Annotated in this window: 25 protein-coding genes; 17 read left to right on the top strand and 8 right to left on the bottom strand. The window is 54.2% G+C overall.

What is annotated here, in order from left to right; genetic code table 11:
- Positions 1–105: 105 nt before the first annotated feature.
- Positions 106–918 carry a histidinol-phosphatase HisJ family protein gene (locus I2E77_RS01395; RefSeq protein ID WP_191362237.1) on the bottom strand — a complete coding sequence of 271 codons (813 nt, stop codon included), beginning with the start codon at positions 916–918 and terminating at the stop codon, positions 106–108.
- 448 nt (positions 919–1366) lie between these two features.
- Between I2E77_RS01395 and I2E77_RS01390 the strand changes: the two genes are divergently transcribed.
- The 11 genes from I2E77_RS01390 (at position 1367) to I2E77_RS01340 (ending at position 12192) form a co-directional block, all read left to right on the top strand.
- Positions 1367–1636 carry an ACT domain-containing protein gene (locus tag I2E77_RS01390; RefSeq protein WP_087232801.1) on the top strand — a complete coding sequence of 90 codons (270 nt, stop codon included), beginning with the start codon at positions 1367–1369 and terminating at the stop codon, positions 1634–1636.
- 115 nt (positions 1637–1751) lie between these two features.
- Positions 1752–3110 carry a PFL family protein gene (locus I2E77_RS01385; protein WP_087232798.1) on the top strand — a complete coding sequence of 453 codons (1359 nt, stop codon included), beginning with the start codon at positions 1752–1754 and terminating at the stop codon, positions 3108–3110.
- 299 nt (positions 3111–3409) lie between these two features.
- Complete coding sequence (locus I2E77_RS01380) at positions 3410–3721, top strand: hypothetical protein (protein WP_087232795.1); 312 nt, start codon at positions 3410–3412, stop codon at positions 3719–3721.
- A 4-nt stretch (positions 3722–3725) separates the two neighbouring features.
- On the top strand, positions 3726–4784 hold the full coding sequence (locus tag I2E77_RS01375; protein ID WP_195450461.1) for a V0D/AC39 family V-type ATPase subunit: 1059 nt from the start codon (positions 3726–3728) through the stop codon (positions 4782–4784).
- 3 nt (positions 4785–4787) lie between these two features.
- Positions 4788–6734: a V-type ATP synthase subunit I gene (locus I2E77_RS01370; protein WP_087232788.1), complete on the top strand. Its 1947-nt coding sequence runs from the start codon at positions 4788–4790 to the stop codon at positions 6732–6734.
- Between the two features lie 106 nt (positions 6735–6840).
- The gene (locus I2E77_RS01365) at positions 6841–7293 is read left to right on the top strand and encodes an ATP synthase subunit C (protein WP_087232785.1); all 453 of its coding nucleotides are present in this window, start codon (positions 6841–6843) and stop codon (positions 7291–7293) included.
- Positions 7294–7335: 42 nt separating this feature from the next.
- Complete coding sequence (locus I2E77_RS01360) at positions 7336–7644, top strand: V-type ATP synthase subunit F (protein WP_087232783.1); 309 nt, start codon at positions 7336–7338, stop codon at positions 7642–7644.
- Between the two features lie 29 nt (positions 7645–7673).
- Positions 7674–8279 (top strand): V-type ATP synthase subunit E, encoded by a 606-nt coding sequence (locus I2E77_RS01355; RefSeq protein WP_207738153.1) that lies wholly within the window; start codon positions 7674–7676, stop codon positions 8277–8279.
- A gap of 37 nt (positions 8280–8316) precedes the next feature.
- The gene (locus tag I2E77_RS01350; RefSeq protein ID WP_195450460.1) at positions 8317–10077 is read left to right on the top strand and encodes a V-type ATP synthase subunit A; all 1761 of its coding nucleotides are present in this window, start codon (positions 8317–8319) and stop codon (positions 10075–10077) included.
- Positions 10078–10093: 16 nt separating this feature from the next.
- Positions 10094–11533: a V-type ATP synthase subunit B gene (locus I2E77_RS01345; RefSeq protein WP_087232777.1), complete on the top strand. Its 1440-nt coding sequence runs from the start codon at positions 10094–10096 to the stop codon at positions 11531–11533.
- Between the two features lie 32 nt (positions 11534–11565).
- Positions 11566–12192 (top strand): V-type ATP synthase subunit D, encoded by a 627-nt coding sequence (locus I2E77_RS01340; protein ID WP_087232774.1) that lies wholly within the window; start codon positions 11566–11568, stop codon positions 12190–12192.
- A 172-nt stretch (positions 12193–12364) separates the two neighbouring features.
- Here the strand turns inward: I2E77_RS01340 and I2E77_RS01335 are convergent, their stop codons facing one another.
- Positions 12365–13621, bottom strand: coding sequence for an acetate/propionate family kinase (locus I2E77_RS01335; RefSeq protein ID WP_087232769.1), 1257 nt, complete (start codon positions 13619–13621; stop codon positions 12365–12367).
- Between the two features lie 213 nt (positions 13622–13834).
- On the opposite strand from I2E77_RS01335, the gene I2E77_RS01330 reads away from it, so the two are divergent.
- A complete protein-coding gene (locus I2E77_RS01330; RefSeq protein ID WP_195450459.1) occupies positions 13835–15034 on the top strand; it encodes a tRNA(Met) cytidine acetate ligase in 1200 nt (399 codons plus the stop codon).
- A gap of 78 nt (positions 15035–15112) precedes the next feature.
- Positions 15113–16042 carry a hypothetical protein gene (locus I2E77_RS01325; protein WP_087232763.1) on the top strand — a complete coding sequence of 310 codons (930 nt, stop codon included), beginning with the start codon at positions 15113–15115 and terminating at the stop codon, positions 16040–16042.
- A gap of 69 nt (positions 16043–16111) precedes the next feature.
- Here I2E77_RS01325 and upp read toward each other — a convergent pair whose 3' ends face one another.
- The 6 genes from upp to I2E77_RS01295 all read right to left on the bottom strand — a co-directional run bounded on the left by upp (position 16112) and on the right by I2E77_RS01295 (position 21581).
- Complete coding sequence (gene upp, locus I2E77_RS01320; RefSeq protein WP_087232760.1) at positions 16112–16744, bottom strand: uracil phosphoribosyltransferase; 633 nt, start codon at positions 16742–16744, stop codon at positions 16112–16114.
- 95 nt (positions 16745–16839) lie between these two features.
- On the bottom strand, positions 16840–17283 hold the full coding sequence (gene rpiB, locus I2E77_RS01315) for a ribose 5-phosphate isomerase B (protein WP_195450458.1): 444 nt from the start codon (positions 17281–17283) through the stop codon (positions 16840–16842).
- A gap of 24 nt (positions 17284–17307) precedes the next feature.
- A complete protein-coding gene (locus I2E77_RS01310; protein ID WP_191395251.1) occupies positions 17308–18738 on the bottom strand; it encodes a transglutaminase domain-containing protein in 1431 nt (476 codons plus the stop codon).
- A gap of 17 nt (positions 18739–18755) precedes the next feature.
- Positions 18756–19469 (bottom strand): tRNA (adenosine(37)-N6)-threonylcarbamoyltransferase complex dimerization subunit type 1 TsaB, encoded by a 714-nt coding sequence (tsaB, locus tag I2E77_RS01305; RefSeq protein WP_087232751.1) that lies wholly within the window; start codon positions 19467–19469, stop codon positions 18756–18758.
- Entirely contained in the window at positions 19466–19903 is a 438-nt protein-coding gene (tsaE, locus tag I2E77_RS01300) for a tRNA (adenosine(37)-N6)-threonylcarbamoyltransferase complex ATPase subunit type 1 TsaE (RefSeq protein ID WP_087233061.1), read from the bottom strand. The genes tsaB and tsaE overlap by 4 nt, the downstream gene beginning before the upstream one ends.
- Positions 19904–19913: 10 nt before the next feature.
- Positions 19914–21581, bottom strand: a complete 1668-nt coding sequence (locus I2E77_RS01295) for a formate--tetrahydrofolate ligase (RefSeq protein WP_195450457.1) — start codon at positions 21579–21581, stop codon at positions 19914–19916.
- Positions 21582–21821: 240 nt separating this feature from the next.
- On the opposite strand from I2E77_RS01295, the gene I2E77_RS01290 reads away from it, so the two are divergent.
- From I2E77_RS01290 to I2E77_RS01275, 4 genes are all read left to right on the top strand, one after another.
- Positions 21822–22442 carry a stage II sporulation protein M gene (locus tag I2E77_RS01290; protein WP_195450456.1) on the top strand — a complete coding sequence of 207 codons (621 nt, stop codon included), beginning with the start codon at positions 21822–21824 and terminating at the stop codon, positions 22440–22442.
- Between the two features lie 122 nt (positions 22443–22564).
- Entirely contained in the window at positions 22565–23266 is a 702-nt protein-coding gene (locus I2E77_RS01285; protein WP_195450455.1) for a response regulator transcription factor, read from the top strand.
- Positions 23241–25334 carry a sensor histidine kinase gene (locus I2E77_RS01280; RefSeq protein ID WP_195450454.1) on the top strand — a complete coding sequence of 698 codons (2094 nt, stop codon included), beginning with the start codon at positions 23241–23243 and terminating at the stop codon, positions 25332–25334. The genes I2E77_RS01285 and I2E77_RS01280 overlap by 26 nt, the downstream gene beginning before the upstream one ends.
- Before the next feature lie 214 nt (positions 25335–25548).
- Positions 25549–26706 carry an FtsW/RodA/SpoVE family cell cycle protein gene (locus tag I2E77_RS01275; RefSeq protein WP_087232737.1) on the top strand — a complete coding sequence of 386 codons (1158 nt, stop codon included), beginning with the start codon at positions 25549–25551 and terminating at the stop codon, positions 26704–26706.
- Positions 26707–26839 lie beyond the last annotated feature (133 nt).

Genomic DNA, 26839 nt, shown 5'->3' with positions numbered 1-26839 from the left:
CTTCACAGACAACAAGCCCTTTCGGTTGCTTGAGCAATTTCTTCAAAAATATTGTCTAACTTTTCGGGGTCACTTCAAATTGGGAAGGGCCCCCTGAAAATGTACTCATTCGATTGGAAGGAGCTTCGGCTCATGATGGGAATACAGGGCAAAATGGGTGAATCCAGCTTGGCGGATAAGCTTCATGCCCTCTTCCATCCCGGCGCCGACATCCGGCCAACGGTGTGCGTCTGAACCCAGCGTCACCAGTTTGCCTCCCAACTCATAATACCGCTTCACAATTTGCAAATTCGGCATGGTCTCCCCCAGCTTTTGGCGCAGGCCGCTCGTGTTGACCTCCAGCGCCTTTCCATTCTTAATCAGCGCTGTTAAGACCTCGTCAATCCGCCCCGATAACTGCACGTCGTCGATAGCCAAACCATGTTCGCCAACAATATACCGCCAAGGGTATGTCAAATGCGCAAGGGAATCAAACTTCCCCCACTCGATGGTTTCTAGAATCTCATCGAAATACTGATGCAGCGTCTTGGTAAGATCGACCTGGCTGTAGTCCAGCTCATAAAAATCCGGCATCCCTTGCACATTATGCACGGAGGCAAGCGTAAAGTCAAAATCGCAGGCATCGAGGATGTCCTCCGCCGCTTCTATGTTTTGCATGGGCTGCCCAAGCTCTATACCGGCGCGCACATGCAGCCGGCCATGGAAAACAGCCGAGGCCTTGCGTGCCTCGAAATACGATTGCCGGACAGAACGGTCGTATTCCTCTTCCTTGTATACGTTGCATTCACAGTGGTCTGTGATGGTCAAGGCATAAAGCCCCAACCGGCAGGCGCATTCACATAGCATCATGGTCGGGTCGGAAGCATCCGGGGAACAATCGCTATGGGTATGGCAGTCAGATAGGTACCGATATTTCATTGTCCAACTCACTTTCTAAACGATATTCTTATCTTTATGTTCACTAAGCAGAATCATCCGCCTTTTATTTGTATTCAGTCTATCATAGAACCGGCCTTATTTATAGATGAATCCTTCCCATTTTGCCGCTGGAAAACGCCGCCGATTTTAAACAGATTCCCCAAGGGTTGCACAAAAAAGTTGCTACAGCGTTAGATTTTACGCAGTTTTACCAGATATTCTGTTCAATGTTTCGATTTGTTTTGCCCCGCTTTCCATCCATGGATGTACCCCTTTGGCCCCTTTCCTGCACTCATACGCTCCTCGCAAAAAAGACAAACCGCCTTTCTTGACAGAAGATTTTTTTCCGTTCATAATGAGGACTGGAATTTGTATTATCCGGGCGATTTTATGCACCGGAGCATTTCTTAAAGACGGATCATAAAAATCAATGAGGAGGTTATCAGCAATGCGTGCAGTTATCACTGTAATTGGAAAGGATATGGTGGGCATTCTGGCCCGTGTTTCCTCCATCTGCGCAGAAAATAATGTCAACGTTGTGGAAGTGACCCAGTCCATCCTGCAAGACTTGTTTGCCATGATTATGATGGTGGACATTTCCAAGTGTTCGATCCCGTTCCAGGATCTGGTGGATGCGCTCACCGCGATTGGGGAAGGGATGGGCTTGACCATCCATGTCATGCACGAGGATATTTTCAATTCCATGCATCGGATTTGACCAGCATCGGGCATTTTACTTTTTACTAAATATATCGGTTTTCAAACCTGATGTTTTTTAAATCGGATTCATGATCATACGCCTTTTGAGAAAGAATAAGGAGTGATTCCCAAACATGCTCAATTCCCATGATATTCTCGAAACGATCAATATGATCGACAATGAAAATCTCGATGTGCGCACCATCACGATGGGGATTTCCCTCTTGGACTGCGCCGACAGCAACGTCACAGCCGCTTGTGACAAAATCTATGATAAGATCTGCCGCTATGCCGGGAACCTGGTCAAAACCGGCGAGGACATCAGCAAAGAATACGGGATCCCGATCATCCATAAGCGCATTTCCGTCACGCCGATCGCCATGTTGGCCGCCGCCTGCCCCGGAAGCAGTCCCGTGCATTTTGCAAAAGCGCTCGACCGTGCTGCAAAAACCACCGGGGTCAACTTTATCGGCGGTTATTCTGCCCTGGTACACAAAGGGTTTGGCCCTGGCGACTATGCTTTGATGACCAGCATTCCAGAGGCGCTCGCAGAGACTGAATTTGTCTGTTCCTCGGTCAATATCGGCACCACCAAAGCGGGCATCAATATGGATGCTGTGGAAAAAATGGGCGCCATCATCCGGGAAACAGCCGAGCGCACAGCGGACCATGACTGCATCGGCGCAGCCAAGCTGGTGGTATTCTGCAACGCCCCGGAGGACAATCCCTTTATGGCCGGCGCCTTCCACGGCCCCGGTGAACCGGACTGCGTCATTAACGTCGGTGTTTCCGGCCCCGGCGTGGTGCGCGCTGCGCTGGCCAAAGCCGGCGACTGCGACCTTTCCGGCGTGGCAGACATCGTAAAAAAGACTGCCTTCAAAATTACCCGCATGGGCCAGCTGGTTGCACAGGAGGCCTCCCGCCGCCTGTTTGTCCCCTTTGGCATTGTCGACCTATCCCTTGCCCCAACGCCGGCGGTGGGCGACTCGGTTGCACACATCCTGGAGGAAATGGGCCTGGAAAGCTGCGGCGCCCATGGCACAACCGCGGCGTTGGCGCTTCTGAACGACGCTGTGAAAAAGGGCGGCATCATGGCTTCTTCCCACGTGGGCGGCTTGTCCGGCGCGTTTATCCCTGTGACCGAGGACGCCGGTATGATCGATGCGGCCCGCTGCGGCGCGCTCTCCCTGGTCAAGCTTGAGGCCATGACGGCGGTTTGCTCTGTCGGCTTGGACATGATCGCTATTCCCGGCGATACCCCTGCCGAAGTGATCTCCGCCATTATCGCGGATGAAGCGGCCATCGGCATGGTCAACTCCAAGACAACCGCCGTGCGTCTGATCCCTGCGATCGGGAAAACGGCAGGCGACGAGCTCAATTTTGGCGGCCTATTGGGGGGCGGCCCCGTCATGGAAGTCAACCGGTATTCGCCTGCCAAATTTATCCATCGCGGCGGTCGGATTCCCGCGCCAATGCAAAGCTTAAAAAATTAAAAGTACCATGGGCAGTTTGAATAAAATAATTTGGAAACCTCGCTAAATCTTCCCCATCGGATTTGGCAAGATTACCGAAAATCATATTGAAAATGCAACTTGAAACGCTTATAATATAGCCGAAATCTTGCAGGAACCAAGTCGAAAATCTGCAAAATTTAAAGTGCTTTTGCCCGCAGTTCTGCCTATTTTGACAGCTTCGTACCGAGGGTGGCAAAGTAAGTGCAGAACTGTTTGTGCGTTTGTAGCCGGTTGATCCGGCTGAACAAATCAATCCGTTTGGAAGGAGGGGCACGGTCATGCAGGACATGATAAAAGAAATCGTCGATATGGACCGTAAGGCCAGGGAAATCACGGATGCCGCCCAATTGGAAAAAGTTAACTCCGAAAAAGAGGTGGCGGAACGCCGCGAACGGATCCGTGAAGAGTATCTTGCGCGCGCGCGTAAACGCATCGCTTTAAACGAACCGCAGGAACGCGCAGCTGCTGAGGAGGAATGGAAAAGCAAGGAGGCAAAAAACCGGGAATACTCGCAGCGCTTGGATGCGCTATATAAAGAAAAGGGCGACGAATGGGTGCGCACCCTCGTGGCCAGAGTGATTGGGGAGTGATTCCATGCTTTCCTCATTTGCTTCCAATGCCATCTTATCGAAGGCGCGCGCGATGTACGGCAAACGCCTCCGGGAAGAAAATTACCGGGATCTGCTGAACTGCAAAACGGTCAGCGAAGTAGCCGGCTATCTCAAAAACCGCACTTCCTACAGCGGCATTTTGGCAGGCATCAACGAGAACGAGGTCCATCGCGGCCAGTTGGAGGGCAAACTCCGGCAAAAGCTGTTCGAAGATTATGCTTCCCTCTGCCGTTATGAGCTCTCTGTTGGGGAACATTTTGCCGATTATCTGTTGGAACACGGCGAAATCGAACAGATTTTGCACAGCTTGATGTATCTTGACGCCGGGAACCCGGAGGAATACCTCTTCTCGCTCCCCGCTTTTTTGAACCGCCATACGCGCATCGACCTTTATGCGTTGGCCCATGTCAAGAACTATGAAGACCTGCTGAGCGCGCTCAGCCACACCCCTTACCGCAAGCTCATGGAACCTTTCCGGCCCGTTCCGGGCATACCGATGAACTACACAGGGATTGAGAACGCCCTGTATACCTATTTATACAACAGCGCGTTCGAGATCATCGACAAATACACCCATGGCCAAGCGGCCCGCCAGCTGCGGGAATTGTTCCAAACCTATATGGATTTGGTCAATGCAGCGCGTATTGTCCGGCTGAAGATGGTTTACCGCGAAAGCCCGGACTTTATCCGCAGCACGTTGCTTCCCTTTGGGACGCTCCATCCTCGCCTTCTGAATGAGATGCTAGAGGCAGAACCGGAAGCGGTCCTCGATGTCATGGCAAAAGCGCCCATTGGGAAACGCTGTAAAAAAGTGCCCCATACGTACATCGACCAGATGGCAGACCGGATGAAATATCTGACCTGCCGGCATGATATCCGTTTTTCTACGCATCCCTCCGTTGTGATGCTTTCGTATATCTTCCTGGCACAGATCGAGATACAGGATATCATCAATATTATCGAAGGTATCCGCTATCATTTGGCATCAGAAGAAATTCAAAAACTTCTCACGGTTGCTGATTTTTCAAGAAAGGAGGCGTGATGGTTGGCTGTACAAAAGATTAAGGTAGCGAGCATTATCGGGCGCATGGACGAATTAGACCATGTGACTATGATATGCGGCAAATCCTGCGTGTTCCATCCGGACAATTCCCTCTCTTTCTATTCGGACACATCCGGCTTTTCCCCTCTCAATGAGGAAAACCCGTACTCCACTCCTTTGCAGCAGTTGACGGACGCTGTAAAAGGCGCCCGCAAAAAGCTGGTGCTATTGGATGAGAAGGATATGGAGGGCATCCAGTACACGCGCGAGGAGTTGGACGCCTATGTTCGCCGCATAGCCACCTCCCTAGGCGACCTGCAAAAGGAACGCACCCAGGCGCAGCAAGAGGTGGAGCAATATACCCGTGAAATTGAACAGGTCAGCCATTTCGTCGGCATGGATTTAAACCTCGACGAAATCCGCAAATGCAAATTTATCAAAGTGCGTTTTGGATCTCTCCCGAAAGAGGGCTACGAAAAATTACAGGCCTATAAGCAGAATCCCTATGTCATCTTTTTCCCATGTACCAATGACAACCTTCATTATTGGGGCGTTTATTTCGCCCCGATTGACGTAGTCAGCGAAATAGACCGGATTTTTTCCAGCCTCTATTTCGAGCGCACCCGATTTATGGAATTTAAAGGCACGCCGGAGAGCAGCGCAGAAGCCCTGCGCGCCCTGCGCGACAAGGAGATCGAGCACATCCAGCGCGTGGATCAAAAAATTGACACGCTCTGGGCGCAGGAGGAAGCGGAGTGCCAGAAGGTCTTCTCCTTCCTAACGGAAAAATCCGTTTACTTTGGTATCCGCCGTTATGCCGCACGGTATAATGACAATTTCATTCTGACCGGCTGGGTCCCTGCAGACCACGAGGAGGACTTCCGGCATGCGCTCGACGGGTTAAGATCTGTGGAGTATACCTTTGAAGATGCGGAAGAGGAATTGAGCCACTCTCCGCCGGTCGCCTTGAAGAATAGGAAAGTCTTCAAGCCGTTTGAGTTCTTTGTGGATATGTACGGTCTTCCTGCCTATGACGAGGTGGACCCCACCCCCTTTGTGGCGATCACGTATGTGCTTTTATTCGGCATTATGTTCGGCGATCTCGGGCAGGGGCTGTGCGTGTCCATCGTAGGATGGCTAATGTGGAAATGGAAAAAGATGAAGCTCGGCAAGGCGTTGATCCCATGCGGCATCTCATCCGCCATTTTCGGGACCTTGTTCGGCTCGGTCTTTGGGTTCGAGCACGCATTGGACCCCCTCTACAAGGCGGTATTCGGCCTTGACGAAAAGCCCATCGAGGTTATGGAACCCAATACTACCAACCTGATTATCTATTCGGCTGTGGGCATCGGCATGTTGCTGGTGGTTGTCGCCATGCTCATCAACATCTATTCGAGCTTGCGCAGGCATCACTGGGAGAACGCGCTCTTCGGCCCCAATGGTTTGGCTGGACTGGTCTTTTACACAGCGCTGGTCGCCGGCTTTGGCGGGCAGCTTGTATTTGGCTGGCAGATTGTCAATACTGCTTATGTGCTCGGGCTGATCGTCCTGCCGATCGCGGTCATTTTCTTCCGCGAGATCCTCGGCGGCTTGGTGGAGCGCCGCTCCGATTGGAAGCCGGAAAGCTGGGGAAACTTCATCATGCAGAATTTCTTCGAGGTGTTTGAATATCTGCTCAGCTATGCGACCAACACCATGTCCTTCCTGCGCGTCGGCGCGTTTGTCCTGGTCCATGCGGGCATGATGCTGGTGGTGTTCACACTGGCGGAAATGACCAGCGGCATCGGCTATGTGCTGATCGCCATCATCGGCAATGTGTTCGTGATGGGCCTGGAGGGATTGCTGGTCGGCATCCAAGTGCTCAGACTTGAATTCTATGAGATGTTCAGCCGTTTCTTCGACGGGGACGGCCGTCCATTCAACCCGGTTGTGGTCCGCAGGGACGCCTAACGCGCACAGATTGCGTGTTCCCTCCCTGTTCGCCGAACGCCGTTCCTTTGCGGTCCGGCAAACATAAATTCCAAATCTACGAAAATTTCATTTGGAGGTATTTGTCATGACTATTCTGTTCTGTGTTCCGATTGTATTTCTGATTGTTTCCGTTGCATTTTCCATCCGTGCGGTCAAGCGCGGTAAAAAAACAAGCCGGGCGGTCGCTACGCAGCTCATTGCGTTCCTCGCCGTTTGCATCGTCACCTTTGCAGCGCCGATGATCGCTTCCGCTGCCCCAGAAGACAGCGAACCGGCGGCAGCCCCTGTTACTACCTCTGACACGGCCGCGGCCCCTGTGGACAACTCCAAGGGCTTGGGCCTGATTGCAGCGGCTCTGGTTACCGGTCTTGCCGGCATCGGCGGCGGCGTTGCCGTTGCAGCGGCAGCTCCGGCAGCAATCGGCGCGACCAGCGAAGACCCGAAGGCGTTCGGTAAATCCCTGATCTTTGTGGCTTTGGGCGAAGGTATTGCCCTGTACGGCCTGTTGATTTCCATCCTGATCCTGAACAAGGTCTAAGCGAAAAGCGCCCGATGCCATCGATAGAAGGAAGGGATTTACATGCGCTTTTATCTCATCAGCGATAACGTGGACACCCAAGTGGGCATGCGCCTGGCGGGGATCGAAGGCGTGGTGGTCCATGAGCCGGAGGAGGTCAAAAAGTCGTTGACCGAAGCAATGGCCATGGACGACGTGGCGGTCATCCTGATTACCGAGCGCCTGCTCCAATTGTGTCCGGAGATGATCTATGACCTGAAGCTCAAGGCCAAGCGCCCGCTGATTGTGGAAATCCCCGACCGGCATGGCAATGGCCGCACCAAAGATTCCATTACCCGCTATGTCCGCGAGGCCATCGGGATTAAAATTTAGGCCGCTTCCAGGCGAAATGGGGGTTTGACATGGCTATCAATTATAACGACGAAAAGATTGGAAAATTTTATCAGGCGATCCTCCATTATGGCGAAGAACAGCGCAAAAAAATTGAGGAAGAGGTCGCCGCTTTTAAGCAAAAGGAGCTCGACGAAGCAGAGATCGGCGTGCTCACCGAGGCTTACCACTTGATTCAAAAGGAAATGGCGCAGATGCGCAGCGGCATCGCCCGCGAATTGGCGCAGCGGGAGATGGACGGCCGCCGCGCTCTTCTGGAGCAGCGCCGCAAAATTATGGAGCAGGTGTTTTCCCGCGCGGCGGAGGAACTCCGCGCTTACACGCAAAAGCCGGAGTATGCAGCCCTGCTGCAAACCTATGCGCGCAATCTCTCCTCTGCGTTCCAAAAGGAAGGGACCGTCATCCTTCTGCGGAAGGAAGACACCCCCTATCAGCAGCAGATTGCCGAAGCCTTTGGGCAGCCCTGCCGCTTTGAAACCGATCCCACCATCCGGATCGGCGGCCTGCGCGCTTACAACAGCGCGATGGGGATCATGGCGGACGAAACGTTGGACGCCATGCTGGAGGACCAGCGCGGCTGGTTCGAAGAAAACTCTGGATTGACGCTGGCCGGATAACCGTTGCAGCTACAAGACGGAAAGGAATGATCCAAACATGAAAAATGAAACGGTCATATATGGCATCAATGGGCCGGTCGTCACCGTCAAAGCCGCGCAAAGCTTTTCCATGATGGAAATGGTCTATGTAGGAAAAGAACGTCTGGTGGGAGAGGTCATCGGAATCACCAGCGACTTCACCACCATCCAGGTCTATGAGGAGACGACGGGCCTCCGCCCGGGCGAACCTGTTGTAGGGACGGGAAGCCCGATGAACGTCACCCTGGGCCCGGGCATCCTCGACAATATTTTTGACGGCATCGAGCGCCCGCTGAAGGCGATTGAAGAGGAAAGCGGCGCGTTTATTTCGCGCGGCAGCTCTGTCCCCTCCCTGGATACCCAGCGCCAGTGGGATGTGACCCTCTCGGTCAAGCCGGGCGACCGGCTCAAGGGAGGCGACGTCTATGCCGAGTGCCCCGAGACGCCCATTATACGCCATAAATGTATGGTCCCGCCGCAGATCAGCGGCGTTGTTCAAAAGGTCGTGCCAAACGGGGCGTACCGTGTGAACGATACGATTGTCACCCTGCAGGACGACCAGGGAGCGCTCCATGAGCTCTCCCTGTGCCAGAAATGGCCGATCCGTGTTCCGCGCCCCGTTGCAGAGCGCCTGCGCACCGACGTCCCGCTGATCACCGGGCAGCGTGTCATCGACACCCTGTTCCCCATCGCCAAGGGCGGCACCGCGGCGATTCCCGGCGGGTTCGGTACGGGCAAGACGATGACGCAGCACCAGCTTGCCAAATGGTGCGACGCAGACATCATCATCTATGTGGGCTGCGGCGAACGCGGAAACGAGATGAGCCAGGTTCTGGACGAATTCTCCGAACTGGTGGACCCGAAGTCGGGCCGCCCGATGACGGACCGCACGGTGTTGATCGCCAACACGAGCAACATGCCGGTGGCAGCCCGTGAAGCCTCCATCTACACGGGCATCACGCTGGCGGAATATTACCGCGATATGGGCTATCACGTTGCAATCATGGCCGACTCCACCTCCCGTTGGGCGGAAGCCCTGCGCGAAATCAGCGGCCGTTTGGAGGAAATGCCCGCGGAGGAAGGCTTCCCCGCCTACCTGCCCAGCCGCTTGTCGGAATTCTACGAGCGCGCCGGTATGGCCAAGAACCTCAATGGGACCGACGGTTCCGTCACCATCATCGGCGCCGTATCCCCCCAGGGTTCCGACTTCTCGGAACCGGTCACCCAGAATACCAAGCGTTTCACCCGCTGCTTCTGGGCGCTCGACAAGGCGTTGGCCTACGCGCGCCACTATCCGGCCATCAATTGGACCCAGAGCTACAGCGAGTATTTCGGCGATCTGGACCAATGGTACACGGACCACGTGGGGGCGGACTTTGTCAAATACCGCAGGCGCATCTCCCATATCCTCCAGGAGGAAAGCCAGCTGATGGAGATCGTCAAGCTGATCGGTTCGGACGTCCTTCCGGACGACCAGAAGCTGATTATCGAGACGGCCCGCGTCATCCGCGTGGGATTCCTCCAGCAGAACGCCTTCCATGCGGACGATACGTTCGTCCCCCTGGAAAAGCAAATGCTGATGATGAAGGTCATCCTGCATCTCTACAAAAAGGCGAAACAGCTGGTCGCGGCCAGCGTGCCGATCTCCGGCATCCTTGCGAGCGGCTTGTTCGATAAGCTGGTCAAAATGAAATACGATATTCCAAACAACAAGCCGGAGATGTTCGACGATTATATCAAAGAAATCGACAAAACTCTTTCCAACATTGTAAACGCATAAGGAAGCAGGTGATAATATGATACTAGATTATATCGGTGTAAAGGAGATCAACGGCTCCTTGATCGTCCTGGACGATGTAGAAAATGCTTCCTTTGAAGAGGTGGTCGACATCCGCATGGATGACGGCACCATGCGGCAGGGCCGAATCGTACAGATGGAGGGCAAGCGCGTCGTCATCCAGGTATTTGAAGGGACGCGCGGCATTTCCCTCCAGAACACCCGCACACGGCTTCTGGGCCACCCGATGGAAATGCCCCTCTCCCCGGAAATTTTGGGGCGTGTGTTCGACGGCGCAGGCCGTCCGATCGACGGTTTGGGCGATATTTTCCCGCTCAAGCGCGCCAATATCAACGGCACCCCCATCAACCCGGTTTCCCGTATCTATCCGAAGAACTACATCAACACCGGCATCTCCACCATCGATGTGCTGATGACGTTGATCCGCGGGCAGAAGCTGCCCATCTTCTCCGGTTCCGGCATGAAGCACAATGAGCTTGCTGTCCAGATTGCACGCCAGGCGAAGATTAAAGACGCAAATGAGAACAACTTTGCCATCGTGTTTGCCGCTATGGGCGCCAAGAACGACGTGGCCGAATATTTCCGCCGCTCCTTCGATGAATCCGGCGTGCTGCAAAAGGTCGTTATGTTTTTGAACCTCTCCAACGACCCGATCATCGAACGTATCCTGACGCCGCGCTGCGCCTTGACCGTCGCGGAATACCTCGCCTTTGAGCTCGGCATGCACGTGCTGGTCATCATGACGGATATGACCTCCTATGCGGAGGCGCTGCGTGAATTCAGCTCCAGCAAGGGCGAAATTCCCGGAAGAAAGGGCTACCCGGGCTACTTATATTCCGACCTCGCCTCCCTGTATGAACGCGCGGGCATGGTGCGCGGCAAAGAGGGGTCCGTCACACAGATCCCGATTTTGACCATGCCAAACGACGACGTCACACACCCGGTCCCCGACTTGACCGGTTATATCACCGAAGGACAGATCGTTCTGGACCGCGCCTTGGACAACAGCGGCATCTATCCGCCGGTTTCCGTGCTGCCCTCCCTCTCCCGTCTGATGAAGGACGGCATCGGCGCCGGATATACGCGCGAGGACCACTCGGCGCTCTCCAACCAGCTCTTCGCCGCCTATGCCAAGGTGATGGACGCGCGCTCGCTGGCCTCCGTCATCGGCGAAGAGGAACTCTCCCCGACGGACAAAAAGTATCTGGAATTTGGCAAACGCTTCGAGGAGCAATATGTCAACCAGGGCTTTAACGAGAACCGCAGCATTGAGCAAAGCCTGGATCTCGGCTGGACGCTGCTTGCCACGCTTCCACGCGAGGAGTTGGACCGTGTGGACGATGAACTGCTCGACAAATACTATGAAAAGGCCAAAAAGCAGCTTGAAACAGAGGGAGAACGGGCGTCCCAGCCAGCGGCTGCGGGGCAAACCCCGTGATGCGGGGCTGATAAGGAAAAGAGGGCACCATTATGGCAAATCAAGTTGTACCAACCAAGGGAAACCTTCTGGCGACCAAAAAATCCTTAGAGCTCTCCCGCACCGGGTTTGAACTGTTGGACCGCAAGCGCAACATCCTCATCCGCGAAATGATGGCACTGATCGACCGTGCCAATGCCATTCAAGGGAAAATCGACCAGACCTATGAGGATGCTTATGCGGCCCTACAGAGGGCCAACATCACCCTGGGTATCTGCGGCGAACTTTCCCAGACGGTCCCGCTGGACGACGGGTTGAACGTCGCCTACCGTAGCGTCATGGGCGTGGAAATCCCCATGGTCTCCCTGACGCCACGCGAAATCCCGATCCCGTTTGGCCTGAACACCACCAACATCATGCTGGACGACGCTTACAGCAAATTTAACGAGGTCAAGCGGCTGACGGCAGAGCTGGCTGAGGTGGAAAACAGCGTCTACCGGTTGGCAGACGCCATTAAAAAGACACAGAAGCGCGCCAACGCCCTCAAGAACATCATGATCCCCCGCTTTGAGGAGACCGTGAAATTCATCACAGATGCGTTGGAGGAAAAGGAACGCGAGGAGTTTTCCCGCCTGAAAGTCATCAAAAAGCAGAAGGCCGGAAAAACCGAATCCGCATAAAAGAATGGCTGTCCCGGCGGTTTTTACCGGGGCAGCCGTTTTTGCATATTTCTGCGGCGAAGCAGCCATAGGGCCAAAGGAATTCGATAAAAAGCGGCGGTGTGATTCTCTCACGCCGCCGCTTTGCTGTATTTCTCATAAAAACGAATGGAACATTGCGCTTCAAACCGCTTTAGATGTCCTCTAGGTCAACAATGGTCTTGTCTTCTGTGGACGCATAGTTCAGCTTTTCCACGATCACCTTGGTATCGCGCGCAATGACCAGCTCCTCGTTGGTCGGGATGACGTAGACGGCAACCTGGGAATCAAACGTAGAGATCTTGCCTTCCTTGCCGCCGACCATCTCTTCGTTGCGCTCCGCATCGATCTTCAGGCCGAGATAACGCAGACCGCGGCAGATCGCATAACGGTGGTGCGGCTGGTTCTCGCCCAGGCCGGCGGTGAACACGATGGCATCCAAGCCGTTCATGGCCGCCGCATACGCGCCGATCTGCTTGATGATCTGATAGGCCAGCATATCATGCGCCAGAATCGCGCGCGGGTTGCCCTCAATTGCCGCCTTCGTCACGTCGCGGTCATCGCTGGAGATCCCGGAAATACCCAATAGGCCGGACTTCTTATTCAAGACTTCGTCCATCTGCTGAGGGGTCAAATTCTCTTTCTCCATGAGGAATGTGACGATGGACGGGTCCAAAGAACCGCAGCGCGTGCCCATCATAAAGCCGTCCAACGGCGTCAAGCCCATGCTGGTGTCGATAACACGGCCATCCTGGATTGCGGCAATCGAAGAGCCGTTTCCGATATGGCAGGTCACCATTTTGATGTCCTCCAGCGGCTGGTGCATCAAATGCGCGCAATGACGGCTGACATACCGGTGGGAGGTTCCGTGGAAACCGTACCGGCGGATACCGTATTTCTCATAGTACTCATAGGGGATGGCATACATATATGCCTTGGGCGGCATGGTGGAATGGAAGGAAGTATCAAATACCACGACTTCCGGAACATCTTCCCCAAATACCTTTTCGCAGGCAAGGATACCATCCAATTCCGGGCCGTTGTGCAGCGGCGCCAACGGAATCAGGCTGCGGATTCCCTGGATCACCTCGTCGTTGACCAAAACGGATTTGCGGAATTTGGAACCGCCCTGTGCAACGCGATGTCCAATGGCGCTGACTTCGTCCAAATTCTTGATGACGCCCACCTTGGGGTCGGTCAATGCCTGCGTAACATGCATAAATGCATCCGTGTGATCCTTCATGGGCACCTGCATCCGCTTGCCGCGGCCGTCGGACGTTTTATGAATAAAGATGCTGCCGTCCATACCGATTCTTTCGCAATTGCCCTTGGCCAGCATCCGCTCGCTGTCCATGTCGATCAGCTGGTACTTCAAAGAAGAACTACCGGCGTTAATAACCAAAACTTTCATTGGAAACCTCTCCTCCTGTTTTACAGCACACCGTCCCCAATGACAAGGGAGCTCCCTCCCGGACCGGCAGCGCTGCTCTTTTCATCCGATATTGTCGTTTGGATAAAACAGAAAAAAACGCTCTTCAACCAATTTTATGTTCAAATAACCTGACAATATGGTATTATTATAATAGTACAAGAATCGAACAAATTCAAGGAGTTTTCCAAGGAAATGCAGATTGCTGGAATGATTTGTGAATACAACCCCTTTCATTTGGGGCATCTTGCCCTCGTCGAGGAAACGCGCCGGCAGGGGGCCACGCATATTGTCGCCGTTATGAGCGGAAACTACGTGCAGCGCGGGGAACCGGCCCTGCTGGAAAAGCGTATGCGGGCCAAGCAAGCGCTGCGCTGCGGCGTGGACCTTGTGGTGGAACTCCCGCTTCCCTGGGCCATGAGCACTGCGGAAACATTTGCACGGGGCGGCGTCTTTTTATTGGATTGCCTGGGAGCAGACGTCATCAGCTTTGGAAGTGAATGCGGAAACGCAGCCCTTCTGATAAAAGCGGCAAAAGATTTGCTTTCTTCAGAATTTCCGCCGCTTTTGCGGGAAGAACTACAGAACGGATGTACCTTTGCACGCGCGCGGGAACGCGCCTTAGCGCGCTTGTCCGGCCCAGAAACCGCCGCAGTCCTGCAAACCCCCAACAACACTCTGGGGGTGGAGTATTGCAAGGCGCTCCTGTCCCAGTCCTCCCCCATGCGTGTGTTTACCATGCAGCGGGTTGGCGCTTCGCACGATTCCTTCACTAGCGACGCCGAAACCGCCAGCGCCAGTTATATCCGTTCCCTCGCAGCGGGAGGCATGGATTTTGCCCCCTATATGCCCGTCCCCGCAGCGGAAATCCTTCAAGCAGAATTGGATGCCGGCCATGCGCCCGCCTCCTTGGAGCGGATGGAACGCGCCATTCTGGCCAAACTAAGAACCATGGAACCGGAAGCTTTTGTCTGCCTTCCCGATATCAGCGAAGGGCTGGAAAACCGGTTGTATGCCGCGGCTCGAAAGGCCGCTTCCCTGGAAGAGCTCTATGCTTTGGTGAAGACCAAGCGCTATCCCCTGGCGCGGATCCGCCGGTTGGTTCTTTCCGCCTTTTTGGGGGTCACTAACGCGCTCACCCAGAGCTTTCCCCCTTATGTGCGGATTCTTGGCATGAATCCCCGTGGGGCGGAAATTTTACATGTATCAAAAATGACGACAAAACGCCCGATCATCGCCAATTCATCGGACATTTTATCTCTTGACAATATTGCGCAAAATGTGATTGAATTAGAGAGCCAATCCACGGATGTGTATTCCCTCTTTTTTCCAAACCCTTCCCCATGCGGGTTGGAATGGACTGCGGGAATATGCAAAGTGTGGGACAACATGTAGCTTCCTTTCCAGCATGATTCCGTCTCTTTTGTGGAGCTACCGCAAGAAGAAATTCCAATTTGAAGGACGTGTCATTCTTTGGATCTTAAGGAAATTGATTTCGAAAACTATGGAAAGTGCGTGCAGCTGTCCAATGGGGTCATTGATCTTGTGGTAACCATCGATTGTGGACCGCGCGTTGTACGCTTTGGATTTATTGGGAACGAAAATATTCTGTACAACGACTTGGATCGCAAATTTAAAGTGCAGAACGAATTTATGGACGATTACTATTCAGAAGGCGCTGCCTGTTATTTTTATGGCGGCCACCGGCTGTGGCTCGCCCCAGAACGGATGCCGGAATCCTACTTTCCAGACAACGACCCCGTCATCTACGCCCTGCTTCCCGACGGTGTGACATTTTCCTCTGCCAAACAGAAAAATAACGACGTGCAAACCCGTCTGGAAATTGTGATGGGGGATAATACCTCGGACGTCATGCTGGTCCACAGTGTAAAGAATTTTTCGAAAGAACGGCAGATGCTGTCTCTCTGGCCGATCACCATGGTGCGCGGCGGCGGCCTGGAAATCATCCCGCAGAACCGTGCCGATGAGGACGACGAACTCCTGCCAAACCGGGTGCTGACATTTTGGCCCTATACGGACCCGCGCGACGAGCGCCTCTATGTTGGCAACCGCTTCCTCACCCTACGGCACGACCCCTCGAACGGCCGGCCGCTCAAACTGGGCACAAACAATACGCTGGGCTGGGCCGCCTATGTTGACCGGACGTACACGCTTATCAAGCACTTCGTATACTCGGATGCCGCCTATCCCGATTACGGCAGCTCCTTCGAGACCTATTGCAATGGGGACTATCTTTCGATGGAAACCATGAGCCCGCTCTATCAGATCGAAGCGGGCGGCGCGCTCCGGCACGTGGAAAACCTTTCCCTGTTCCGCACCTACAGCGATGTGCATCCCACCGATGAAGACAGCATCCAGCACTATATTGAAAATTTGAAATAAAATACATTTCCATATAAAAACACCGGCAAGCTTATTGCTTGCCGGTGTTTCTTCATTTCTTCCTAAATATCAAAGCGTTCCAAAAATACGGTCGCCCGCGTCGCCCAAGCCAGGAACGATATAGCCGATCTCATTGAGATGATCGTCCACCGCTGCGCAATAAATCTGTACATCCGGATGCGCCTCAGACAGCGCCTTGACGCCCTCGGGCGCCGCAATAATGCACATGAATTTGATGCTCTTGGGATTGCTGCGCTTGACAATGCTGATCGCATCAATCGCAGATCCACCGGTCGCAAGCATGGGATCGAGGACGATCACATCGCGTTCCGTGATGTCCTGCGGCAGTTTGTTGTAGTATTCCACCGGCTGGAGCGTCTTGTGGTCGCGGTAGAGGCCGATATGGCCCACCTTAGCGGCTGGCACCATTTCCAACACGCCCTCCACCATGCCGAGGCCTGCGCGCAGGATCGGCACAAACGCCAATTTCCGGCCAGCGATCACTTTGGTGGTCGCCTCGCCCATCGGCGTCTCAATGTGTACTTCCTGGAGCGGAAGATCGCGCGTCGCCTCGTAGCACATCAGCATAGCGATCTCGCCCACCAGCTCGCGGAACTCTTTGGAACCCGTATTCTTATCGCGCAGGAAGGTAAGCTTGTGTTGAATCAACGGATGGTCCATGACAAAAACCTGATTTTCCATTTGTTTTCCCCCATTTATATTCTGTAATGAATAACGTCCTATAATTTTGCAAAGGGAAATTTTGCCGCAGGACGGCCCCTTTCCCTGCTATCCGTTTACAGCTCTCCGCGTTCCACCGCAGCGATCTGATCGACCCTTCTCTGGTGGCGGCCCCCTTCAAATCCGGTCGACAGGAAAATCTTTACAAACTCTACCGCCTTTTGCTCGTCGATCACCCGTCCCCCCATACAGAGGACATTTGCGTTGTTATGGCGGCGGGTCATCTCCACACAATAAGGATCTGCGCACACCGCCGCACGAACGCCCTGCACCTTGTTGGCCGCCATACTCATGCCAATGCCCGTACCGCAGCACAAGATCCCGAACTCGCCCTCGCCGTTTGCAACCCCATGCGCCACCTTGGAGGCGATGGGTACATAGTCGACCGACTCCGTATCAAACGTGCCAAAGTCCTTGCAGGCGATGTGATTCTGCTCCAAATAGTTTTTGATTGCGTCTTTCAATCCGACGCCGCCGTGATCGGCTCCTAATAAAATCATCAAATTCCTTCTTTCTATCGTTTCTCAGGCAACCCGGACCGAAAATTGCGGCACAGGCGTTCCCCCGTTTGGGGTCGCGTAAATGTAAGTCTGCGTCCCGGAAGCGTTTGCCGTAGCCGCAGCCGTAACCGCATAGATCGCATAGTTGCCGGAGGTTTTGGCCAATTTCACACCCACAATGCCATTCCCCGAACTGACATAGGGCAACACCAGGGGGCCAGAGCCATTATAGGTCAGTTTAAAATAGTAGGTCTGGCCGGGGTTCAAGGTAAGCTGTCCGGTGGTATCGCTCTGATAAAGGTCTCCCTGGACTGTCAATGGGAACCGCGTGCTTCTTCCGCTTTCAGCAATGATTTCAATCTCCGTGTTTCCCTGCTGGAGCCCCTCCAACAGGAAATAATACGAGCCGTCCGTCTCTGCGCGCAATAACTTCACGCGCGCAACATTGCTGTCCACCGGGCGGGCGACCACAATCTGGTTGGGCGAAGCGTTCACCTTGAACACATAGGTTGAACCCTTTTTACAAGTATACGAAGAGGTATCCACCGTCAACGCCGTATTCGAACGGTATTTTGTCTCCATCTGGGAGATGAACTGCCTCCAATCCATGTTATCCAAGATGGTGCTATAGGCCGGCGATGGCATGTGCTCCCAATTCCTGTGCTGGTTTTGGTTGTTTCCTGCCTTCATGTCGCTCGTCAACAGCATATCGACCGAATACCTGCCCGGCCGGTCCGGCGCGCTATCGTCCCAAGTGACGTCCACATGGTACCAGGTCCCGTCGAGCTGCACCGCGTTCCAGGCGTGGTTCATGGGGTCGCTCTCCACAATCGCACACGGGATCCCCAGCTGCTGCATCAGCAGCTCAAACGCCAGAGAGTATCCCTGGCAAACCGCCCGGCGGCTCACCAGCGCGCCGTAAGCGGTATAAGAACTTCTCGGAATAGTATCTGTCTGATAGTTTTCATAATCATAGGCACAAGTCAAAGCAAGATAATTATGTACCTGCACCACCTTTTCGGTCGCCGTCATATTCGGGTCGATACAGGAGAGCGCAGCCTGCATGGATTGGGTCAGCTCTTCCCGCATCGTCTGGACGGTCGCCGGGTCGTATGTATTGCGTGGGATCATATCGACAACAATCCCGCTCCGGTTGACATGGAACGTACATCCCTCAACATAGAAAAGCCAGGGGTCTTCCCGCAAGATCGCGTCGTACAGATCGGAAAACTCCTGCTCCGTCAGCCCGTATTGTCCTAACTGAACGGACTCGCTCATATTGGACAGGGCCTGATGGATCGCATCCTTTGCCTGATCCAGATTGCTTATAGAAACCTGTTGCACAACAGATTGTGGGGCAGCGGCCGGTATAGTTGCTGCGAACGCTGCTGGACTCCAGCTGGAGGTCAAAAGGACGGCGGCCAAAAGGGCGCTAACAATTGGCCTTTTCTTCATCTTTATCCCCTTTCCGGCTACATTTGGGCAGCCTGCCGTTTTTTCAGTTCCCGTTCGGCCTGCGGCATCCGCAGGTAAACAGGGGCCAAAGCCGCAGCAGTTAGGGTTTCTCCTCGCTCGAACAAGTCCTTTGCAACCTCTGCAACCCCCCAAGCGCGTTGGTACAAAAGGGGTTCCGGCGGCAATTTTGCGCCTAAAGCCTGCAATCGTTCTTTATTATAGCACAATTTTGCGCCGTCACCAACCAGAAACAGCGATTTTCCTCTTTGCATCTCCTCTAACTCTGCAGCAAGATCCTCAATCGAAATCGCGCGGTCCTCTGTCAGACGCGTGAGCGTTCCTCTTTCTGCCAGGAACAGCGCGTTATATACCTGCCCACACCGGGCATCCATCACCGCACAAACCAACCCCTCCAGGTGCGCTAGGTTGCGCGCCATGGCCTCCAACGTGGAAACCCCTGCACAGGGCTTCCCTTGGGCCATGGCAAGTCCCTTGATGCTGGCCACGCCGATCCGGACCCCGGTAAATGACCCGGGGCCCGCCGAAACAGCAAACAGGTCGATGCTTTCCAAGGGCACACGCGCACAGTCCAATACGCCGCCGATCATCGGCATTAACGTCTGGCTATGGGTCAAGCGTGTATTGGTGAAAAACTCCCCCAGTAGGCTGCCATCCTCCCAAATTGCTGCGGAGGCAGCCCCTGCCGAGGAATCAATTGCAAGAATCCTCAAAGAATCATCCCTTCCATGTTCAGTCCGTCGATCTGGAACACCCGCTCGTCTTCCGCCGCACCGCGCGAAATCGCAATGCGCACCGCGTTTTCCGGCAGGGCGTTTTCAATGTTTTCACTCCACTCAATCACCAACACGCCGCCGCATTCCAGATAGTCAAAAAAGCCGGTGGAATAGAGATCGTCCCAGCCGTCCACACGGAACATGTCAAAGTGATAGATGGGCAAGCGCCCGTGGTATTCATGTACCAGCGCGAAGGTGGGGCTGGAAACGCCCGCCTCCACGCCGAGTCCCCGCGCCAGGCCGCGCGTCAGGGCGGTTTTTCCCATGCCCATGCCGCCAAACAGCGCCAGCACCTCTCCCCCGGAAAGCCGTTGGGCGATGGCCTCGCCCAGCTTCTCCGTTTCCTCTGGGGAATGGGTCGTATAGGTCAAATTTCTCACCTCAGAATAAACCAGATATTTTTCCGGATGCATCCACATCGATCCGCTCCGCCGCAGGACGCTTCGGCAGGCCGGGCATCGTCATGATGTCCCCCGCATAAGCGACCACGAAGCCCGCGCCGTTGGAGAGGCGCAGGTCCCGGATGGTAATTTGGAACCCAGCCGGGCGGCCCAACAGCGCTGCGTTGTCCGAAAGCGAATACTGTGTCTTGGCGATGCAGACCGGCAGCGCATCGCCGCCGAGCGCTGCAATCTCCTTGAGCGCTTTCTCCGCCTGGGCTGTATAGGTAACCCCATCGGCGCCGTAGATTTCCTTTGCGATGGTTGCAATCTTTTCGCGCACGGGCAGATCGCCCGCATAAATGGGGTGGAAATTGGAGGGCTGCTCTGCGGCGGCGCACACCTTGCGCGCCAGTTCCATGCCGCCCTCGCCGCCCTTGGCAAACACCTCGCTGAGGGCAAAATCCGCGCCATTTTCCTTGCAATACTGCTCAATATATGCAAGTTCCGCATCCGTGTCCGAGTCAAAGCGGTTGATCGCCACGACCACGGGCACGCCATACTTGCGCATATTCTGGATATGCGCGCCCAGATTGACAATCCCCTTCTTCAGGGCTTCCAGGTTTTCGTTCCCGGTCTCCGCCTTGGGGACCCCGCCGTTGTATTTGAGTGCGCGGGCGGTGGCAACCACCACAACCGCGTTCGGGCGCAGCCCCGCCAAACGGCATTTGATGTCAAAGAACTTTTCCGCGCCGAGATCAGAACCAAACCCCGCCTCAGTGATGCAATAATCCGCCAGTTTCAACGCCAGGCGTGTCGCGCGCACGGAATTGCATCCATGGGCAATGTTCGCAAACGGACCGCCGTGCATAATCACCGGCGTTCCTTCCAGCGTCTGCACCAAATTGGGGTTGATCGCGTCGCGCAGCAACGCCGCCATGGCGCCCTCCGCTTTCAAGTCCTTCGCATATACCGGTTCGCCGTCCAGATTATACGCCACCAAAATGTTCCCTAGGCGTTCCTTCAAATCCGAGCTGTCGGCAGCCAGGCAGAGGATCGCCATCACCTCGCTGGCCACCGTGATGATAAAGCCATCCTCGCGCGGAATCCCATTCATCTTTCCGCCGAGCCCCACCACCACGTTGCGCAGGGCGCGGTCGTTCATATCGAGGCAGCGTTTGATCAGCACACGGCGCTGGTCGATGCGCAGCTCGTTCCCCTGCTGCATGTGATTGTCGAGCATGGCGCACAGCAGGTTGTTTGCCGAAGTCAATGCGTGCATATCACCGGTAAAGTGGAGGTTGATATCCTCCATCGGCACCACCTGTGCATAACCGCCGCCGGCCGCGCCGCCCTTGACGCCGAACACCGGCCCGAGGGACGGCTCGCGCAGGGCGATGACCGCATTCTTCCCGATCTTTGCCATTGCTTCGCCCAGCCCCGCCGTTGTGGTGGTCTTTCCCTCTCCCGCAGGGGTCGGGTTGATCGCGGTCACCAGGATCAGCTTTCCATCCTTTCGATCCTTGAGGCGGTTGTAAAGCGAGTCGTTCAGCTTCGCCTTAAACCGGCCGTACGGTTCCAGCTCTTCTTCCCGGATCCCAAGGGAAGCGGCGATCTCTGTGATGGGTGTCATCTTGGTCTGTTGAGCAATTTCAATATCCGTCAGCATTCCCATTCTCCCTTCAAATGACGCGGTATCTTCCGTTCAACCGCGCCTCCAAATCATAGAATTATCAAAATTATACCACAACCATGCAAGGGAGAAAAGGGATTCGCGAATTGTTTCGTGCGTCGACTTCTTTTTGGGATTATGTTATAATAAAACCTCGTACCGTCCGCGTAAGTTGCTGTTTCTTTTATTTTGGGTGGTACCTTCCCGTTCCAAACAACCAAAAGGAGGAGTTTTACGATGTGGATCGTCAGACAATACCAGGAAACCGGGCGGTTTTTCCGGAAAAAGCTGTTAAAGCTCTTTTTGATCCTGTGCATCTGCTTCGCCGGCCTTTGTGTGCTTTCCGGCATTTGGCTGGCCAGCGAAGAAGCGTTGTTAAACGAATTCGTCCAGCAAATCGCCGCTGGTTTTGAAGAAAAAGGACTTTTTGATGAAGGCGGTATCTCGTTCTTTACCCTCTTGCTCAACAATCTTTATGCAGCTGGGATCTCTATTTTAATCGGCTGCATTCCGTTTTTCTTTCTCACCATCCTCCCGCTTTTTTCCAACGCGGTGGTGTTGGGTGCGATGGGAGCACTTTACCAGACCACCGGCATCGGGATGGGGGCGTTTTTGATTGGGATCTTGCCTCACGGCATTTTGGAACTTCCGGCCCTTCTGGTTTCCTTTGCCCTTGGCCTGTATCTATGTTGGACGCTCTCCTACAAAATCTGCCTACAACGGGAGCGCTCGTTCCGGCTAGCGCTCAAAGAGGTGGGGCGTGCCTATCTGCTGATCGTCGTGCCGCTTCTCCTGGCGGCGGCGGTGACCGAAACCTATGTGACCCCTGTACTGATGGGGCTATGTTTAGGCGCATAGGAAAGTATTTTCGAAATGGTTATCCGTAAGATTTCTTTAAGAAATCCATTCCGTTTTTTGTAAGGATTCTCCCTTATCATGATAGACACGGAACATACTTTGGGTGAAAAGGATCTGAGATTATGAATGAAGGCAGTATTTTGGTTGTGGACGACGATCGGGAAATTGTCCGCTCCATCGCCATCCACCTGGAAAAAGAAGGATATTCGGTGCTATGTGCATACAACGGCTTGGAAGCGCTGGACATGGTGATGAGCCAGCCGGTCTGTCTGATTATCATCGACGTGATGATGCCCAAAATGGACGGCCTGTCCGCCATCATGAAGATTCGTGAAAAGCGCAACCTGCCCATCATCGTGCTCTCTGCCAAAAGTGAAGATACCGATAAAATTTTGGGGTTGTCCATGGGCGCGGACGATTATGTGACGAAGCCGTTCAACCCTATGGAATTGGTCGCACGCGTGCGTTCCCAGCTCCGGCGCTATACCAGCTTAGGGGACATCCATGCACAGCAGGGCAATCACGTGATTGTAAACGGGCGCCTGCGCTACAACACCGAGGAGCATATCCTCACCGCGGACGGCGAGCCGGTCAAGCTGACCGCCACCGAAACTAAGATCATCGACTTGTTTATGCGCAATCTCGGCCGAATCTTCCCCGCGGAGGAAATCTACCGCCGCGTTTGGAACGAACCTGCTTTTTCTGCCGAAAACACGGTGATGGTTCATATCCGGCGCATCCGCGAAAAGATCGAACTCAACCCGAAGGAACCCGAATATCTAAAGGTGGTATGGGGAATTGGATACAAAATTGAAAAAAAGTAAAGCAATCGTCAGCCTCATCAGTTTTTTCCTCAGTATGGGGATCTTGATCGCCACCGCCATATTCGGCATCTCTTTTCTGATGAACTATGATTATGCCATGCAGCAAATGAGCGATCTCAAACAAGAGGATTATCAGAATACCAATGCATTCCGGGCCGAACTTTCCCAGATGCTCAACCATATCCTGCACGTTATGGATACGCTGTCCTCTTCCGACACCGCCGCAGAGACGGAGCTGCAGGATTCCGTCTATTCCGATTCCGATGGAAATCGCTACTACTATTTTTCCGATGCCGACGATCCGTTCGGCCTGAACGCGGATACAGCGCGGAACCTGCTATATCAAATCGGAACAGCTTCCAATCGAACCGCCTATTCTAACGACACGGAGCACGAGAACCTCTATGAAGGCGATCTGCCGGAGGGATACAATTTCCGATTGATTTTCGACGGTAAAACCGTCTCCATCGAAAAGGACGGGGGCGCCGTCGATGTCTACGGGGACGGTTTTTACCGCAGCGACTCCGGCATGTGGAATGTGCCCGGATACGAAAACATGGCGGCCAACCCGGATTACGAGAATTTCCGCGTCTGCCTGGTCGCGCGCCAAATCCCTGTGGAGCCGGTGGACGGTTCCAGCGCGCTTTACGACATTCCCCAGCAGGGAAGGGAAACGCTTTTGTTCCTGCGCATCTGGTCTTGCATCATTGCTTTCTCTGCTATCCTGTTGGTTTTGGCGTTCCTTTGGCGAAAAGAGCGTCGGGAGCTGAGCCGCCGGATTGCCGCGCACACGGCCAACCTCTATTTCGAATGGAAGCTGGCGTTCGCCATCCTTGTGTTGTTCCTCACTACGGGGTTTGTCAGCGGTAGCATCCCGGGCAACGTGGTCTGTTTCCTGCTCTCCCTGCCCGGCTATTATCTGATTGCCATCGATCTACGCTATAACCGCGGGAGTTGGAGGCGCAATGTCATCAGCACCATGTTGCGTCGCCGGGCCGAGTACCGAAAAACGTTCGAGCAAAAGCTGCCCCTGGAACGCCGCCTGCTCGAACGCTGGGACGATTTTATCAAGTGTGAGGCGATCACGTTCAGCGTAGGATTGGTCCTCAGCATTTTTACGGTAGGGCTGCTGGCTCCGGTCACCATTGCACTCATGGTATATTTTGCATATCGTTATGGGAAGCTGCACCGCCAACTGGCGCAGGACCTTGGCCGCCTGACCACACAGATCACCTCTGTTCAGCAAGGCAAAAATACCGCATCCTTGCTGCTCCCGCAGGATTCCGATCTGCGGGAGGCCGCCCATGCCCTAAACGATATTGAGCACGGCGTAAACACCGCTGTGGAGGAACGTGTAAAGAGCGAGCGCATGAAGGTGGAGCTCATCACCAACGTTTCCCATGACATTAAGACGCCGCTTACCTCTATTATCAGCTACGTAGATCTGTTGAAACAGGAGGAGACGCTTCCCGACCATGTAAAGGATTACATCAAAGTTTTGGACGAAAAATCCCTCCGCCTGAAAAATATGATCCAGGATATTTTCGACGTCAGCAAGGCGGCCAGCGGCAACATGGAACTCCAAATGGAGCCGTTGGACCTTGGCAAGCTGGTGCGCCAAACGCTGGCCGATATGGACGAAGCGGTCCAGGCTTCCCAGCTCCTGTTCCGGGTGGATATTCCCGACCAACCGGTGACGATCACCGCGGACGGCGGGCGCCTCTACCGCGTATTCCAAAACCTGATTTCCAACGCACTGTGCTATTCGTTGGAAGGGACGCGGGTCTTTGTCTCCCTCACCGAGGCGGACGGCTTCGCCTGCGTCGCATTGAAAAACATCTCCCGGTATGAGCTCGATCCCAATGTGGATATTACAGAGCGCTTCGTGCGGGGGGACGCCGCCCGTACGACCGCAGGCAGCGGGCTGGGCCTCTCGATTGCCAAGAGCTTTACCGAAGCCTGCGGAGGGGAGTTTTCCATCCAAATCGACGCGGACCTTTTCACCGCACGAGTGACGTTTCCCCTCACGCCTCCCTCTATCGCATTACAAAAGCCATCCGAAGCCTAACCCAATCGGTTTCGGACGATCGTTTGCTGTATACGATGGATTTTCTGTAACGATTTGTTTATTGTGGATTCAAAAATGCTATGCTATAATAAACGCATAGCATTTTTATTTGCCGACTGCCAGAAGGATTCGCGGCTATGCCGCGATTTCTTTATATACGGGCCTCGCAGCTATGTACACGGGGCTATAGAGACATAATATAAGGGGTACACAAATGGAACGATTGGGAAAATCCTTTTTGGATTATTTTAAGCGGGCGGACAAGTTCCTTTGGCTGGTGATGCTCGCAATTTCTGCATATAGCTTATTGCTTTTGAAAACCGTCCCTTCCCCTGCGGGAAGGCGTTCGTACTTCGCCACCCAGCTGATTGCCATTCTGATCGGCTATATCGGCGCCTGGTTGATTACCCTCATCGATTACCGGGATTTATCAAACCTATGGTATATCATCGCGGGCTTCTGTATTTTCCTGCTGATCTATACGCACTTTTTCGGGATCGCGGTGCAAAATTCTGGCGGCATCAATGCACGCGCCTGGATCAGCATCCCCGGATTGGGGACCTTCCAGCCGTCCGAGCTGGTGAAAATCGGGTTTATCCTCACCTTTTCCAAGCATTTATCCGTATTAAAGGACCGCGGTTTATTGGAGCGCCCATTGCATGTAGTTCTCCTGGGCTTCCACGCTTTGATTCCGGTCGCGGTGATGTTCCAGCTGCAGGGAGACGCCGGTTCCGCCGCCATCTTTTTCTGCATGTTCCTGGCGATGAGCTTTGGGGCTGGCGTGCAGCTCCGCTATTTCATCGGGCTGTTTGCCGCCATCGGCGTGGCCTTTCCATTCGTCTGGAGATACCTGTTGGACGACTACCAGCGGGACCGCTTCACGATCTTCCTGCATCCGGAGAGCGACCCCACGGGCAAGGGCTTACAGCAGTTGCAGGGAAAAATTTCGATCGGCAGCGGGCAGTTGTGGGGTCGTGGCCTCTTCTCGCCGGATTCGCGCGTACAAAAGGGCAGCGTCCCTGTCCAACAGAGCGACTATATCTTCTCCGTGGCAGGCGAACAGCTTGGTTTTATCGGCTGCATGCTGATTATCGTACTGCTCTTTCTGTTGCTGGTGCGCACGATCCACATCGCGCGCCATGCCACGGAACCGCTCGGCAGCAGCATCTGCTATGGATTCTTTGGGATGATCGCTTCCCAGATGGCGTTTAATTTGGGCATGTGCCTCAACCTTTTCCCCGTGATGGGCGTCACCCTCCCCTTTTTCAGCGCAGGCGGTTCTTCCGCCGCATGCCTCTACTTTGGATTTGGCTTGGTGCAATGTGTCGCCATGCATAAGATCAATATGGACATTGTAAAGATCCACACATAACAATCGATCCAACGATACAAATCGAATTTACACCCGCACGATCCCCTATAACAAACAGAATCCCTGGTCCGGATATTGGACCAGGGATTTTGTTTTTATGCCCGGCTATCTGAAAGGATCGCCGTTAGAGCAT

Origin of the sequence: Anaeromassilibacillus sp. 1001302B_160321_C8 (assembly GCF_015554745.1) — a bacterium.
Lineage (GTDB): Bacteria > Bacillota > Clostridia > Oscillospirales > Acutalibacteraceae > Anaeromassilibacillus > Anaeromassilibacillus stercoravium.
Note: the sequence above shows the minus strand (reverse complement) of the source record. Positions and strands in the feature narration are given on the sequence as shown.